Consider the following 14,948-nt stretch of genomic DNA (forward strand, 5'->3'; position numbering starts at 1 on the left):
CTACGCTCAAATTAGAGACGCTTTTAGTCAGGCGTTGAATTTCTGTAGCGAATCTAAACACTTGCCATGCAACTTGTCCCAAAAACTAAGCTAGCCCCAGAACTTGACCCAATTTTAGAGAAAATTATTCTCGATGTTGGAGGTATGAAGTGTGCTGGGTGTGTGAACGCGGTAGAACGACAGCTAACCCAACATCCAGGAGTCAAGAGTGCCTGTGTGAACCTGGCCACAGAGGTAGCAGTTGTAGAGTCAGAAACTGGTGCGGTAGATGCAGATGCACTAGCAGAGAGATTAACAGCCGTTGGATTTCCAACTCAACCCCGAAAAGCTAGGGGCACAGTAGCAGGCGAAATATCTACCTTACCAGATCCAGCAGAACGACAACGCCGAGAAATGCGGTCTTCTGTTAGGCAGTTGGCGATCGCTGCAATGTTGCTGTTATTGTCGGGAAGTGGACATTTTGGTAATCTTGGTAGCTCAGTGCTGCCACTGTTAAATAACATTTGGTTTCACTGTGGATTGGCTACAGTGGCGTTATTAATTCCCGGTCGCCCGATTTTAGTAGATGGCTGGCTAGGCTGGCGGCGAAATGCGCCTAACATGAACACTCTGATCGGATTGGGAACGCTGACAGCCTACATTGCGAGTTTAGTAGCGCTGCTCTTTCCCCAAATGGGTTGGGAGTGCTTCTTTGACGAACCAGTCATGATGCTGGGCTTTATTCTTTTGGGAAGAACATTAGAGCAACAAGCTAGAGGTCGCGCTGCTGCTGCATTTAGGAAATTACTAGCACTCCAGCCACAGGTAGCGCGATTGATTGCCAACCCAGAAAAAGGAGGAGTGGGATCTTCTAGTGTAGAGATTCCTGCCGAACAGGTGCGGGTTGGTGAATGGTTACAAGTGCTGCCAGGTGATAAAATTCCTGTCGATGGTGAAGTGGTGCTTGGTCAAACAACAGTCGATGAATCCATGTTGACTGGGGAAGCAGTGCCAGTAATTAAGCAACCTGGAGATTCGGTGACAGGGGGGACACTAAACCAGTCAGGAGCGATCGCTATTCAGACAACCCGGATTGGAAGTGATACAACTCTAGCTCAAATTGTTGCTTTAGTAGAAGCTGCCCAAACTCGGAAAGCCCCAGTACAAAAATTAGCCGATACAGTAGCTGGTTACTTTACCTACGGGGTGCTAACAGCATCTTTATTAACATTTGTCTTTTGGTACTTTTTCGGCACTCATATTTGGACTGATATCACCATGTCTGGTGAGATGGAGATGATGAGCCACGCTACACATCAAGCTCCCCACTCCCCTTTATTAATTAGTTTAAAACTAGCGATCGCTGTTATGGTAGTCGCCTGTCCCTGTGCTTTAGGGCTTGCTACCCCAACAGCTATTCTTGTTGGGACTGCTATGGGCGCAGAACGAGGTTTGTTAATCAAAGGCGGCGATGTTTTAGAAAAAGTACACCAGTTAGACACCGTAGTATTTGATAAAACTGGCACTCTGACCACAGGTCATCCTATCGTTACAGATTGTCTGTTAATCGAGCAATTGGGAACTGGGGAAGAGGCAGAGAATAACAGCCCAATTCTCAATACCCAATCCTTAATCCAACTAGCAACAGCCGTAGAAAGTGGTACTCATCACCCCCTAGCAAAAGCGATTCAGCAAGAAGCACAGAAACAACAGTTATCTATTCCAGAAGCTGTGGACTTTCACACGGAACCAGGATTAGGAGTGTCTGCTGTGGTGGAGGAAACAGTTGTACTTTTGGGTAACTGGGACTGGTTAAGCTGGCATGGTATTGCCATTAGTGAAACTGCACAACAGGTAGCACAGGATTTGGCAACAGATGGTAAAACAGTCGTTTGCGTAGCCGTTGGGGGAACTCTAGCCGGACTAATTGCTGTTTCTGATACCCTCAGACCAGATGCCCAATCCACTGTAGACAAGTTGCGTCAGATGGGATTACGGGTAATGTTGCTCAGTGGCGATCGCCCAGAAGCGGCTAGTGCCATAGCCAAACAATTAGGATTAGATAGTGCTGATGTCATAGCAGGTGTTCCCCCAGCGAAAAAAGCAGCTGCAATCAAGTCTTTACAACAAGCAGGGACGACAAAAGGAACTCCTAACTCCTCACCCCCTACTACCCACTCGGTAGTGGCAATGGTCGGAGATGGAATCAATGATGCTCCAGCTTTATCCCAAGCAGATGTAGGAATTGCTTTGCACTCCGGGACAGATGTGGCGATGGAAACGGCTGAAATTGTCCTAATGCGCGATCGCTTAAACGATGTAGTCGAATCTATTCAGCTTAGTCGCGCCACCTTCAACAAAATCCGCCAAAATTTATTCTGGGCTTTTGCATATAATACAGTTGGTATTCCTTTAGCAGCAGGTGTTTTGTTCCCTAGTCTGGGTTTTGTCCTTAACCCATCTGGTGCTGCTGCATTAATGGCTTTTAGCTCTGTTAGCGTCGTCACAAACTCAATATTATTAAGGCGATTAGCTCGTCACTCGTAGAATACTTTGTTGAACCTAAAATTTCCCATCTCAACTTAACAATTTTTAATTCGTAATTACTAATGACGTTCTCTACGAGACGCTGTGCGTAGCTTGCTTCTTGTAGAGAACGTCATTACGAATTCGTAATTATTTGTTACACTGAGTCGGTGTTCAGGTTTTACGCAGATCACAAAGCCTGTTCAGACACCTACAAAAGCTATCATAGCTACTGGAGTAGAACGACCAAGTTCTACTCTTTCAAGGTATTATGCAATTTTAAAGCTTATTTAGATTAGCACCACAGACTGACGGTGCCCGAAAATGGCAAAATACGATACGAAACAAATCTTGTTAAATCACATTTCCACCGATTTGTCAATGGCAGCAGAAACTAATGAAAACCATCTACTGATTATTGAAGACGATCAAGGTCGCAAAGAATTTTCTCTGGAGCAACCCGTCTACTCTATCGGTAGAGACCGCGAGTGTAATATCCGTTTGATGTCTCAGTTTGTCTCCCGCCGCCATGCCACATTAGTCAGATTGCCACGAGAACATAATAGTCATAGCTACTATTACCGGATTGTAGATGGCGATGCCAAAGGTAAGGCTAGTTCCAACGGTTTGATGATTAATGGACGTAAGATACCAAACCACGATCTCAGAAATGAAGACGAGATCGTTTTTGGCCCTCAAGTCCGTGCCATTTATTACCTTTTAAAAAACACTCAGCGTTTGGGACAAACGGATTCAAGCGAGTACGACATTACACTAATAAACCCCGGTATGGCCGAGGATTTAGAGGATCTGGGAGATTGAATTATAACTACCAACTACAATTTGACACTCTCACGGCTTAAAGCCGTGGGATTGTCAATTTAATTACCAAAGCTATCCTGCAATACTTTCAATCAAATGCCAATGGCGGCTACTTTCAATAGCCTGCTTGATGAATTCAAACATTTGTCGGCAGTAATTATCTAGTTGGAGAGGTAGTTCTTCATTTTTAATCACAATACTCATCCGGGTTTCTGTTTCAGTAGATTTTGATTTATCAACCAGTACTTCTACTGTGATCAATTTAGGAAAAGGAACATTACCAGGAGTCTGACGAGCGATAATGTAATCGCCCGTGTGGTATTGAATATCCAACTGACAGTCCTGTAGAAGTTCTACAAGTAACGGCAACAGATGGTCACTAGCAACAGAAACAATAAACGAACAGGTATAGCGAGCCATAATAGCCCCACGCCTTGCAACACTCCGTCCATCCTATAATACCGAAGCATCTAAACGGAAAGTCATTCAAAAAGCAAAGTTTTTGAGTTTTGAGATTAGGCATCACCAGATATACATCTGACTTACGCAAAACTACGCGCTGTACGAGCAATTAATGAATAGCCGCTACTTTAGAATCAGGGTTTTGGCTATTATTTGCGTCTGATACAGTTGCATCTGTTCTATCCACAAAGAAAGTGCTGTAGGCTGAAAGTCTGATCAAAAACTTTACAATAAGAGTTTGGCTGAGGTAGAAAATGAATGAAAGTAGCAATTACTGGAGCAACAGGATTTGTCGGTAGTCTTTTGGTACAACGGCTCCACGGAAAAGGTCATAAAATTGTAGTATTAACTCGGAACACCGCTTTTGCTCAAAAGGTTTTTCCATCTGAGGCTTTCCCCAATGTAGAAATTGTTGCCCATACACCAAATACATCTGGTTCTTGGCAAAGTGTCATAGCTAGTTGTGATGGTGTAGTTAATCTGGCAGGAGAACCCATTGGTGAAGGGCGCTGGACACCAGAACGTAAACAAGAAATTCTCAATAGCCGAAAGTTAGGCACACAAAAAATAGTTGAAGCAATAGTCAATGCTAACCCCAAGCCAACTGTGTTAATTAATGCTTCGGCTATTGGCTACTACGGCACCAGTGAAACGGCAAACTTTGATGAAACAAGCCAATCTGGTAACGATTTTCTCGCCCAGGTCTGCCAAGCCTGGGAAGCAGAGGCGACAAAGGTAAAAGATGCTGGTGTACGACTGGTAATTCTGCGTTTTGGGATTGTTCTAGGCAATGGTGGGGCTTTAGGTAAAATGATTCCGCCTTTTAAACTCTTCGCTGGTGGCCCCATTGGCAGTGGTCAGCAGTGGTTTTCATGGATTCACATAGACGATTTAGTTAACTTGATTATGCAAGCTTTAACTAAACCGGAAATAGAAGGCATATACAATGCTACTGCCCCTAACCCAGTCCGAATGGCAGATTTAAGCCAAACTTTGGGACAAGTGATGAATCGCCCTTCTTGGTTGCCCGTTCCGGCTTTTGCGATCGAAGCTCTTTTAGGAGACGGGGCTATAGTAGTTTTAGAAGGTCAGCAAGTCCTTCCTAAGCGCACCGTGGAAACAGGATTTGAGTACAAATATCCTAATTTAGAGTCAGCACTAAGACAAATTCTTGCGTAGGTCAAGGGGAATGGGGAAGAGGCAAGGGAGTAGGGAGCAAGGGAGAATAGTTTTCCCCTCAGCAAGAGCAGCACCCTGCCCCTCTGCCTCTTTTCAATCCCCAATCACTTTATTCTTGACTAGAGAGAAATTTTTTGGAAACCCAACTGATAATACCACTGAGAATTGCACCGCCCATGAGGATGCCGATCGCTGGGTTAAATACGGGTTGCCAAAGTTGATGCCACAAATCTAAACCCAAATTTACTCCCACAGAATCACCGATCGCTGCGATCGCTAACCAAACAAAGCCAAACAAAACCAAAAAAACATCTGCGACTAAAACTGTGTTTAGCCAATTTAACAATTTATCTTTCATCTACCCTGTTGTCTAATTGCCCAAAATTTTATGACTGCTAACTAAGTTACGGATAAGTTAGAAGTTAGAGTTCTCGACTTGAATTTAACTCCTCACTCCTGTAGAGACGCGATTAATCGCATCTCTACTCTTAACTTCTCACTCCTCCAACAGCCAATTTTTGACTTTTGTTAAACTTTGCCAATCTGGTTTTCTAGTTAAACCGTCTTCGATACTGCTTTTTATTTCATCGCGCCATTCTTCATTGACAAAAATTAGCTGCTGTGCAATGTCAATATGTTCTCGTAAACCTTTTTGACCTGTTTCCAGCATTGCTAAGGCGAGATTGACCCTAGCCTGTGGGTCTTGTGGATTTAACTTGACAGCCTTCTGTGCAGCTTTGTAAGCCAAGTTGGGCTTGTTATCGAGTAGATACAACCACGCCAAACAGATCCAAGCAGCACTTGTTTTAGGAGCGCGATCGCACACTTCTTTAAATACAGGGATTAAAGAATCTACTGCCTCTCCTGCTTTATAGCGTTCTAAGCCTGTATCAAACAGGGATTCAACTGTTTGAGTCATAGTAAGTTTGTCAATAATCATTAGTTAATAGTCATTAGCCATGATTCAATAGTCATAGGCCAATAGTCAAGAGTTAGAAAACCTTGACTCTTGACTATTGAGGGCGAGTTCAATCAATTTTGGAAAACCTCGCACGCGATCGGCTCCTCTTGGCTAAACCCCAAATGACTTGCCACAACCGCAAGTTTGGTTGGCATTAGGGTTAGTAAATTGAAAGCCACCGCCAATCATGGCATCGCTGTAATCGAGCATTAAACCGTAGAGATATAAGAGACTCTTGCGATCGCTGACAATTTTGAAGCCATCATAGTCAAAAACTTCATCCTGCGGGGTGATCTTGCTAGTGTCTTCAAAGTCCATCATGTAAGACATCCCAGAACAGCCACCCTGACGGACTCCTACCCGTAAGCAGAAGTCTGTGCCTTGCTTGTCCCGGAGGGATTTTACCTGGTGCAATGCGGCTTCGCTCAACAGAATTCCGCGTTGTTGAGACTGAATTGCTTGTGTCATCTGCTTTTTTCACTCCTTAATTAGTCTAAGCTTTACCCGATATCGGCTTGTTAATGCCTCTGGGTTTCCCTTGGTGTTTTTGTATTCATTCTAGCGGCTTAGATGTCGTTAGATGCCAAATTGTAAACACTCCGTTAAAAGCAGCCAAAGGTTTTTATTCTAGAATTGAGAGACTCAGTGTGTTTAGAGATTCGGTATTTTTGGAGTTCAAGCATGGCTTGTCTGAGAAGCAACTATCTTTCAGGTGCAGCCATAAAAACCTAATCCGAGGCTAGCTATCCCCCAAAGTTTACTTTCAAATTGCTTCTTTTGATTAACTTACTCTATGACAAGTTTTAATCGCTCTACCAGTCGTCGGTTGAAGAAATTAACTCAAATTCCTTCTGTATGGGAGGGCGATCGCCGTCCGTTGTCATCACCAAACCAGCACTCAGACTCTGAGGAAAAGGGAGAATGCATTCTTTGGGTAGATTACTCCCAAGGTGTTGTCCGAGGAATGGACGTGGTAGCCTCAGATGTTGGCCCAGAAGCAATCGTTCGTACCTTAATGCGAGCAATGGAGCATCCCCACAGTCCGGCAAGACCTGCTAGACCCCAAAGAATTGTAGTCAAAGACCGCGAGATCCAATTTTACCTGCGGGGAGTGCTGCAAGATTTGGATATCGCCATTGACTACGCACCAGAACTGCCTTTAATTGACGAACTATTTCGCGGGTTCGCTGACATCCTCGATAGTCAAACCCCTGACTTACCCCCACAGTATGCACAAATCTTGCGAGAAAAAGCATTTGCAATTTGGCAAGCAGCACCTTGGGAATTTTTGGAAGAACAGCAAATTTTGTCAATCGAGATTAATAAGTGGGATGTTGGCACACTCTACGCCTCAGTCATGGGAATGCTGGGAATGGAGTATGGAATTTTGTTTTATCGCTCAGAAGACTCTTTAAAACAGTTTCGCACCGCAGTTTTACAAGATGAAGACTCAACAGAGCATCTAGAAGAAGCGTTTCTCAAGCAAGATTGCCTGTTTCTTACCTTTGAGAGTGCTGATGAAGACGAAGATGAAGACGATGACGAAGAAAGTGATTTGGCGGATCTGCCATTATCAGAAATTGATCCCACTTTCGGTAATATCCACCCCTTAGAAGGACTGCGGTCTGTTTTGTATGACGAAGAAGCGCTGGTAATCTTCGTTGCGATCGAAAGCCTAATCCGCTTTATTCGCGATCATCGCCGCCAACTTCATGAGGACATCTTTCCTACCCTCAGCCGTCGTTATCGCATCTCTCTGCCGCAGTCGGAAGAATCAACTAAATCTGTGGCTGTGACAGTCTCTACCATGCCGCAGTTAGCAGCAGAATTAGAGGAAATGGCAGGTTTTGGTGACGATGATCAGGAAATTGATAACCTTAACTCCTCAAATTTCCAATCATTGCAAGATGACTTGATACCGGAAGACTCCTTTCTCAGCTTAGGCGTAGTGTCCTGGGAAATGTTGGATCACCTCCGTAAGGGGGTAATCTACCATAAGGCTGGTGAAATTAAACAAGTGGGTGACGGTTTGCCGGTGATTTTAATTCAAACTTCCCGCCCCAAGGCTAAAACTGTAATTGAAAGAATTGAAGCAGCAGGCGGGCTGAGAGCAATTTGCTTTAATCCAGGTGCCGATCCTTTCGATGGCGATCGCTACGATCTGGGTTTATTGCAAACTCAAAATGGTGAATTGTTCCTATTTGGTGAATTTTTAGATGAAGATCCTATTCATGTAGAAGCTCGAAAAAAATGGAATCAGAGGTGTAAAAATACTAAAGGCTACTGTGGCTTAATCATTGCTAAAGGACTAACAGGAGCTTCCCGTGGCAATCCTCAGTTACGAGACATGATGGCTTTGTTTGAAACGCGATCGGTTTCACCAAAAGATTTAGGTATTGGCACTCTCCAACTCATGCCCCAATTCAAATTGGAATAGTTGCATTCATAGCTGTAATCTGACATTCAGGATTACGGCTATAAGAAATTAAGTTGAGATATATTTGATTCGCGTATTAACCAGATTCAGCGCTGAGAATTTAGGGGCATTACTGACTACTAAGTAAACTACAGAATACTTAGGTTTGATGCACCTGTTACGGCAAGGCGGAAATTTATCTAACTTTGAAAAGAGGATTAATTTTTCTCCAAGTCTTGTTAATTGAGGTGTTAGTTGTATTTCTGCGAAGGTTTACTAGTAAATATCCCAGGATGACAGCTAACTTTACTTAAATTTCATGAAGTATCTATATTCTCATGGTTTTTCAGTAATTTTATTTGGATATTTATCAGTATAAATAAGTACAAACTACTATTTAATTATTTACCAAGTTGAGTTTAATCAAATTTAGCCGACGCACTTCAATCTCAGAATCTTTTTTTTACAACTTTTTGAGCTTAAAAAGTTGTTCTGTATCAATATCATTAAGCAAAAGCTCATATTTATCTCTTTTTCTTTGTAATTTTTTTATAAAGTGTAAATATGAGTTGTTTTAGTGCCTAAATAAAGTTTATTTAAAGCCCATAAATCATGGCTATAATGAATACACTCAACAAAAATATTGAAGTAAAAAATTGCTTTTATGCTTAGATTTACTAATCAATAGGGGTTTTAATGCAAGACTTTTTTAGCTGTATTTTTTCTCTTAGCTTAGATATTAATAAGCACATTTTTTAGCGTATTAATTGGCTAAAAATAATTTTCGTAACCTCGAAATACGTGAATGCAAGGAATTGAAACAATACTGACTTTAAAACAAATTATATCGCTAGGGGGAAGAGAAAAAATATCTAGGATTTCATCATATATTTCGGGGGACTTAGTGTAAAAACATGAAACAAAAGTAAAATATTATTATCGGCGACAGTCAAGTAACATCACGTCAATTCTTGGTTAATTTTTCTGAGTGAAATTACAGGTAATTCTGTTAAAATTTACCAAAATATTTGGTTTTTTATACCCAGTGAGCTGAATCTTATACCTTTGTTTATGACTACAACATTAGCACGGTGAAGTAATCAGTTTAATTGCAGTGAGCCAAAAGCCTTAACTATTTAAGTCGCTCTTAGCTTATTGATTACAGCAATGGATACAGATGGATGTTTGCTCTAGAGCTATCGCTTATTTGCCTACTTTTAAGTGATTATTTCCGAACTGTATATCTCACCTGAAGCCGCCTGTAAGACACAATTTCAGCCTGACAATGATTCTAAAGCTTTATTTTCATCTGTTATACCAGATGTTCTCACCAAGTGGGTTTGGCAAACTTGGTTAAGATATATGGTCAAATTATTTCGATAGAGAATAATTTTGTAAATCTTGATTGAGTCAACATTTGGTATCTCAAATTCATTTATAGAAGTTCATTGCCAGGCTTTACTGATGCTGTTAGTAGGATTATCCTCCTCAGAAGGAACTATGTGCTGTTTTTGCTGTCAAAATAGTAACAAATAAAGTGTAGTTTTTTGATTTCTTTAGAAAATTATGAATCCTTTGACAAAACGACAATTTTTAATATTAATGGTATTACTTGTTTCCTGAGACAAATTCTGATAATCTTATCGGTTCCCTCTTTAATTTAGACTCTTTCGACAATCTAGATATACAGCAGATAGCATGATAATGACAAATAAAAAATGGGCCGTTAAACGCATAACAGTTAATCTCGCAACGCAGGAAGCGGAAAAACTAGAAAAATATTGCCAACAAACAGGTAGACCCGCAACCGATGTGATTCGCGAACTGATTAGAAGTTTGCCTGTCTCCGACGATGGCAAAGATGTAAACAAGTAAGACTATACTTTCACTACTTACTAGATAACTGCTTTGCCACCAACAAAATAGCTCTGATACTTTTTTGGGTGCGCCGCAATGGACAATAATTTGTCTAGCTGATACAGGCGCGTTTTGCTCGCGTCTGGTCAATTACGGGGACTAAAAGAAGTAATTAAAGAGGTTTTAGTATCGACATTGCTTGCCTTAATATGCTGGTAGAGTTGATATTAAGTAGCAAATTCCGACACCAACCCAGTTACAATCTGTAAAGAAACTGAAAAGGAACGACGGAATGCGTGTTGCAATCGTAGGTGCGGGACTTGCTGGACTAGCAACCGCAGTGGATCTAGCTGATGCTGGTTGTGAAATAGAGATTTTTGAGTCTCGTCCGTTTGTGGGTGGTAAAGTCGGCAGTTGGGTTGATGGAGATGGCAACCATCTAGAAATGGGGTTGCATGTATTTTTCGGGTGCTACTACCAACTATTTGACTTGATGAAGAAAGTGGGGGTGTTAGAGAACTTACGCCTCAAGGAACATACCCACACTTTTATTAATAAAGGGGGGCGCACTGGTGGTTTGGATTTTCGCTTCTTTACAGGTGCGCCTTTCAATGGCTTAAAGGCATTTTTCACGACTTCCCAACTATCGTTGCAGGATAAATTGCAAAATGCGATCGCTTTGGGTACTAGTCCCATAGTTCGCGGATTGGTAGACTTTAACGGGGCGATGAAAACCATCCGCAACTTGGATAAAATTAGCTTTGCCGATTGGTTTCGCAGTCATGGTGGCAGTAATGGCAGCATTAAGCGGTTATGGAACCCCATTGCTTACGCATTGGGATTTATTGATTGCGAAAATATGTCTGCCCGATGTATGTTAACCATATTCCAGTTATTTGCAGTCAGAACTGAAGCTTCAGTTTTGCGAATGTTGGAAGGTTCTCCAGCTGAATATTTGCACAAGCCCATTCTGGAATATTTAGAAGCCAGAGGCACTAAAGTTTATACGCGTCGGCAAGTGCGAGAAATTCAGTTTATAGAGTCAAACGAACAAACCCGTGTCACTGGTATAGCAGTTGCCCAAGGTGATGCAGTCGAAACTATTACTGCTGATGCTTACGTTTTTGCCTGTGATGTTCCAGGAATTCAACGTATCCTACCCCAGCAATGGCGTAAGTGGTCAGAATTTGACAATATTTACAAACTGGATGCAGTACCAGTGGCTACAGTGCAGTTACGCTTCGATGGTTGGGTAACAGAACTCAACGATGGAGAGCAACGTAAACAGCTAAATCATGCGGCTGGAATCGATAATTTACTCTACACAGCCGATGCTGATTTTTCGTGTTTTGCTGATTTAGCGTTGACTAGCCCTGCTGATTATTATCGCCCAGGACAGGGATCTTTGTTACAACTAGTGCTGACACCGGGAGATCCGTTTATTGCACAGAGTAATGAAGCGATCGCACAGCATGTCCTCAAGCAAGTCCATGAACTGTTTCCCTCGTCGCGGGAGCTAAATATGACTTGGTATAGTGTAGTAAAACTTGCTCAGTCTCTCTACCGAGAAGCGCCAGGGATGGATGCGTATCGTCCCAACCAAAAAACACCAGTAGATAATTTCTTCCTTGCAGGGAGTTATACTCAGCAAGATTATATTGACAGCATGGAAGGTGCTACTATTTCTGGACGGCGGGCGGCAAAAGTGATTTTGGAGAGTTTGAAGAGATAACGTAGACACGCAGCAGCTTGCCGCAGGCTACCGCCAAGGACGCATACTCCTAGGTCGAAGCAAGCTACGCGTAGCGTCTCGTAGAGAAGAACGCAAAGGAAGAAGAAAAATGTCAGATTGGTTAGAGCATACTGTACAGGTAGAAGTAGAGGCTCCCATAGATTTAGTATGGAGCCTCTGGTCTGATTTGGAGCAAATGCCCCGGTGGATGAAGTGGATTGATTCGGTAAAAATTCCGCCAGATAATCCAGATATATCTCTTTGGAAATTAAAGACCGGCAGTCTAGAATTTAATTGGCAATCCCGAATTCTGAAAGTTATTCCCAACCAAATTATCCAGTGGGAATCTATTGATGGTTTGCCTAATCAAGGAGCGATTCGCTTTTACGATCGCCACAATAGTAGCATTGTCAAAATGAGTATTTCCTATGCTATCCCCGGCATTATTGGCAAAATTATGGATAACTTGTTTTTGGGACGGATAGTTGAATCGACGATTCAAGCTGATTTGGAAAGGTTTAAAGAATATGCGCTGAATGTTAAATAAAGCTAATTGATATTGTTCAGCACTAGTTACCACTTACTCAATTGCGTTAAGGTACTCTACTTACTGTTGGTTCTGGAAGTGGATCACCTACAGCTTCGTAAGCAATAATTAGAGACTCTAAAGCTTCAATTCCATTTGCCACAGCTAACTCATAAGTACCCCCATGAGTCCGCCAACGTTGTCCTGGAAAATCAGGAAATCCGACTAAGAAGCAATCATCTTCATCAGACCATTGAATAATCATTTGGTACTTAAGCTTACTCATTTTGTTTCTTTTCCTCTACTTCCTTATTTGAACTTAGAGGGTTAAAAACTACCAAGTAGGATCGCTAAACAAATTAATTGTCAATTCCTCGCGTGGCGGTACTCCTGTAATACAAGCGCGGATGATCTCTCCATCCTCTAATTCGACGGTGCAAGCATGACAAGACCCCATAAGACAACCAGTGGGAATAAGTACTCCAGCCCGGTCTGCTACATCCAAAATGGCTTCTCCCACTTCGGCATCTACTGTCACATCATCTGGTAAAAAGTGGACACGAACAATCATGAATCTTACACTTTTGATTTGAAATTGATTCGTAAGGGTTGTTATTTGTCATTTGCCTTTTGTCTTTACAAATGACAAATAACCATCTTAACGAAAAAAAGTGCAATTTCTTTTATGCAACTTATATCAAATTTGAAACATGATGTGAGAGATGAATTCACTACACCTAGATTTAGAAAGCTATTCTCAATCCAAAATCTAAAATTAAAAATGGTATCAGTTCTAAGACAAAAATGGAGTTAAGTCTAAATGGCTTTCTACTTCAGTGGCTAAAGAGTCTAAAATCTGCTCTCGCTGTTCTCGGTAGTTAGCAACACCGGTAGGCAAAGATTTTAAACCGCGCTGTTGACGGAGGCGATTTAACCAAGCGCGTCGCCAAGGGCCGTTATCAAAAAGCCCGTGGAGGTAACTTCCCCACACTGATTGACAACTATCCACTAATCCTAAATTAATATCGTCAAATAGGGCATGGTAGGATTGAGGATCTATTCCTTGCTGCTCGATGCGCGATCGCCCTTGGTGAATTTCAAAGCCATTGACTGGTAAGCCCTGCTGTGGATAATTTGAGCTAACTTGGCGCTGGCGGGCGATTTTTTGTCCGGTAATTACGGTTCTAATTGGTAAAAGATTTAACCCTTGAAATCTGCCAGCTTGTCCTTCTATCCCTTCGGGATCGGCGATAATTTGACCGAGCATTTGATAGCCACCGCAGATACCTAAAACGGTTCCACCAGAAGCAGCATAGTGTTGAATAGCTTCTGCCATACCGCTTTTTTGCAGCAGCAGTAAATCAGCAATTGTAGTCTTTGTACCTGGGATAATTACGGCATCAGGATGTCCTAAATCTTGCTTAGGACTTAAGTATTTTACTGAAACTGTGCTTTCTGATTCTAGTGGGTCAAAGTCGGTGAAATTGGCAATTCTGGGTAAGCGGATGACGGCAATGTTGAGGTCTGTTTGGGCTTTACTTGACGACGATTGACGCTCTAGCAAATCTAGGGAGTCTTCGGTCGAAAACACATCTTGCAAGTAGGGTATAACACCAACAACAGGAATACCCGTGCGTTCTTCTAACCATTTTATTCCCGAATCTAAGAGCGATCGCTGTCCTCGAAATTTGTTAATTACTACACCCTTAATTAGAGCGCGTTCATCTGGTTCCAATAACTCTAAGGTTCCTATCACATGGGCAAAAGCACCACCCCGATCAATATCAACTACTAACATCGTTGGTGCATTCAAATATTTTGCCACCCGCATATTAGTTAAATCGCGGTGTTTGAGGTTAATCTCTGCTGGACTACCGGCACCTTCACAAACTAGTAAGTCAAATTCTGTTCCTAAATGCTGTAGCGATTCTTCAATTGTCCGCCACCCCAGTTCAAAATATTGCTCGTAGTAATCTGAGGCACTTACTTTCCCTACAGACCTACCTTTGATAATTACTTGGGAAGTCATATCCCCTTGAGGTTTGAGTAAAATTGGGTTCATTTCTACCCAAGGCACAACTCCCGCAGCCCAAGCTTGCACTGCTTGGGCATAGCCAATTTCTCCACCACTGGCAGTAACATAAGCATTTAAAGCCATATTTTGACCTTTAAAGGGAGCCACCCGCCAGCCACGCCGCGACAGAATGCGACAAATAGCTGTAGTTAAAAGTGATTTCCCTGCATGGGATGTTGTCCCCACCACCATAATTGATTTCATAGTTGCTATTAGTTAGTTTTTCAAGATACAGAGTGAATTTTTAGAAACGAACAATAAGCGAGCAAGGAGAGATGAGGGAGTAGGGGAAGAAATAATACACCATACCCCACACCCACCATTAGCATCACAAATTTCAATTAGATGATTACGGTAAAGACTTCATGAATAAATGTGATGTTTCCGTATATATTATTCCCTTTGATTGCCTAA

Annotated in this window: 14 protein-coding genes; 7 read left to right on the plus strand and 7 right to left on the minus strand. The window is 42.1% G+C overall.

Features of this window, described 5'->3' with window-relative positions; translation table 11 throughout:
- The first annotated feature begins 66 nt into the window (after positions 1-66).
- Both GJB62_RS02855 and GJB62_RS02860 read left to right on the plus strand, forming a co-directional pair.
- Positions 67-2,526, plus strand: a complete 2,460-nt coding sequence (locus GJB62_RS02855; RefSeq protein WP_114084753.1) for a heavy metal translocating P-type ATPase — start codon at positions 67-69, stop codon at positions 2,524-2,526.
- Between the two features lie 303 nt (positions 2,527-2,829).
- A complete protein-coding gene (locus GJB62_RS02860) occupies positions 2,830-3,327 on the plus strand; it encodes an FHA domain-containing protein (RefSeq protein WP_114084752.1) in 498 nt (165 codons plus the stop codon).
- Positions 3,328-3,399: 72 nt separating this feature from the next.
- On the opposite strand, the gene GJB62_RS02865 is transcribed toward GJB62_RS02860, so the two are convergent.
- Entirely contained in the window at positions 3,400-3,747 is a 348-nt protein-coding gene (locus GJB62_RS02865; protein WP_012407307.1) for a hypothetical protein, read from the minus strand.
- A gap of 300 nt (positions 3,748-4,047) precedes the next feature.
- Between GJB62_RS02865 and GJB62_RS02870 the strand changes: the two genes are divergently transcribed.
- Positions 4,048-4,968 carry a TIGR01777 family oxidoreductase gene (locus GJB62_RS02870; RefSeq protein ID WP_114084751.1) on the plus strand — a complete coding sequence of 307 codons (921 nt, stop codon included), beginning with the start codon at positions 4,048-4,050 and terminating at the stop codon, positions 4,966-4,968.
- A gap of 109 nt (positions 4,969-5,077) precedes the next feature.
- On the opposite strand, the gene GJB62_RS02875 is transcribed toward GJB62_RS02870, so the two are convergent.
- From GJB62_RS02875 to GJB62_RS02885, 3 genes are all read right to left on the minus strand, one after another.
- Positions 5,078-5,326 (minus strand): hypothetical protein, encoded by a 249-nt coding sequence (locus tag GJB62_RS02875; RefSeq protein WP_012407305.1) that lies wholly within the window; start codon positions 5,324-5,326, stop codon positions 5,078-5,080.
- Positions 5,327-5,464: 138 nt separating this feature from the next.
- Complete coding sequence (locus GJB62_RS02880; RefSeq protein WP_114084750.1) at positions 5,465-5,887, minus strand: hypothetical protein; 423 nt, start codon at positions 5,885-5,887, stop codon at positions 5,465-5,467.
- 153 nt (positions 5,888-6,040) lie between these two features.
- Positions 6,041-6,397, minus strand: coding sequence for an iron-sulfur cluster assembly accessory protein (locus GJB62_RS02885; protein WP_012407303.1), 357 nt, complete (start codon positions 6,395-6,397; stop codon positions 6,041-6,043).
- 325 nt (positions 6,398-6,722) lie between these two features.
- On the opposite strand from GJB62_RS02885, the gene GJB62_RS02890 reads away from it, so the two are divergent.
- From GJB62_RS02890 to GJB62_RS02905, 4 genes are all read left to right on the plus strand, one after another.
- Positions 6,723-8,366, plus strand: coding sequence for a hypothetical protein (locus tag GJB62_RS02890; protein ID WP_114084748.1), 1,644 nt, complete (start codon positions 6,723-6,725; stop codon positions 8,364-8,366).
- 1,677 nt (positions 8,367-10,043) lie between these two features.
- Positions 10,044-10,220 (plus strand): CopG family transcriptional regulator, encoded by a 177-nt coding sequence (locus GJB62_RS02895; RefSeq protein WP_174710394.1) that lies wholly within the window; start codon positions 10,044-10,046, stop codon positions 10,218-10,220.
- Between the two features lie 274 nt (positions 10,221-10,494).
- Positions 10,495-11,934, plus strand: a complete 1,440-nt coding sequence (gene zds, locus GJB62_RS02900; RefSeq protein ID WP_114084747.1) for a 9,9'-di-cis-zeta-carotene desaturase — start codon at positions 10,495-10,497, stop codon at positions 11,932-11,934.
- 109 nt (positions 11,935-12,043) lie between these two features.
- A complete protein-coding gene (locus tag GJB62_RS02905; RefSeq protein ID WP_114084746.1) occupies positions 12,044-12,481 on the plus strand; it encodes an SRPBCC family protein in 438 nt (145 codons plus the stop codon).
- A 46-nt stretch (positions 12,482-12,527) separates the two neighbouring features.
- Here GJB62_RS02905 and GJB62_RS02910 read toward each other — a convergent pair whose 3' ends face one another.
- The 3 genes from GJB62_RS02910 to cobQ form a co-directional block, all read right to left on the minus strand.
- A complete protein-coding gene (locus tag GJB62_RS02910) occupies positions 12,528-12,746 on the minus strand; it encodes a type II toxin-antitoxin system HicB family antitoxin (RefSeq protein WP_114084745.1) in 219 nt (72 codons plus the stop codon).
- Between the two features lie 48 nt (positions 12,747-12,794).
- Complete coding sequence (locus GJB62_RS02915; protein ID WP_114084744.1) at positions 12,795-13,031, minus strand: 2Fe-2S iron-sulfur cluster-binding protein; 237 nt, start codon at positions 13,029-13,031, stop codon at positions 12,795-12,797.
- Between the two features lie 222 nt (positions 13,032-13,253).
- Positions 13,254-14,738: a cobyric acid synthase CobQ gene (cobQ, locus tag GJB62_RS02920; protein ID WP_114084743.1), complete on the minus strand. Its 1,485-nt coding sequence runs from the start codon at positions 14,736-14,738 to the stop codon at positions 13,254-13,256.
- Positions 14,739-14,948: the final 210 nt, after the last annotated feature.

It is taken from the genome of Nostoc sp. ATCC 53789 (genome assembly GCF_009873495.1).
In the GTDB taxonomy this organism is placed as follows: Bacteria; Cyanobacteriota; Cyanobacteriia; order Cyanobacteriales; family Nostocaceae; genus Nostoc; species Nostoc muscorum_A.

Coding starts and splice junctions, on each gene's coding strand:
- GJB62_RS02860 (WP_114084752.1), top strand. CDS start 2,830: ATGGCAAAATACGATACGAAACAAATCTTGTTAAATCACATTTCCACC.
- GJB62_RS02895 (WP_174710394.1), top strand. CDS start 10,044: ATGATAATGACAAATAAAAAATGGGCCGTTAAACGCATAACAGTTAAT.
- GJB62_RS02915 (WP_114084744.1), bottom strand. CDS start 13,031: ATGATTGTTCGTGTCCACTTTTTACCAGATGATGTGACAGTAGATGCC.
- GJB62_RS02880 (WP_114084750.1), bottom strand. CDS start 5,887: ATGACTCAAACAGTTGAATCCCTGTTTGATACAGGCTTAGAACGCTAT.
- GJB62_RS02865 (WP_012407307.1), bottom strand. CDS start 3,747: ATGGCTCGCTATACCTGTTCGTTTATTGTTTCTGTTGCTAGTGACCAT.
- GJB62_RS02875 (WP_012407305.1), bottom strand. CDS start 5,326: ATGAAAGATAAATTGTTAAATTGGCTAAACACAGTTTTAGTCGCAGAT.
- GJB62_RS02885 (WP_012407303.1), bottom strand. CDS start 6,397: ATGACACAAGCAATTCAGTCTCAACAACGCGGAATTCTGTTGAGCGAA.
- GJB62_RS02855 (WP_114084753.1), top strand. CDS start 67: ATGCAACTTGTCCCAAAAACTAAGCTAGCCCCAGAACTTGACCCAATT.
- GJB62_RS02905 (WP_114084746.1), top strand. CDS start 12,044: ATGTCAGATTGGTTAGAGCATACTGTACAGGTAGAAGTAGAGGCTCCC.
- GJB62_RS02870 (WP_114084751.1), top strand. CDS start 4,048: ATGAAAGTAGCAATTACTGGAGCAACAGGATTTGTCGGTAGTCTTTTG.
- cobQ (WP_114084743.1), bottom strand. CDS start 14,738: ATGAAATCAATTATGGTGGTGGGGACAACATCCCATGCAGGGAAATCA.
- GJB62_RS02910 (WP_114084745.1), bottom strand. CDS start 12,746: ATGAGTAAGCTTAAGTACCAAATGATTATTCAATGGTCTGATGAAGAT.
- zds (WP_114084747.1), top strand. CDS start 10,495: ATGCGTGTTGCAATCGTAGGTGCGGGACTTGCTGGACTAGCAACCGCA.
- GJB62_RS02890 (WP_114084748.1), top strand. CDS start 6,723: ATGACAAGTTTTAATCGCTCTACCAGTCGTCGGTTGAAGAAATTAACT.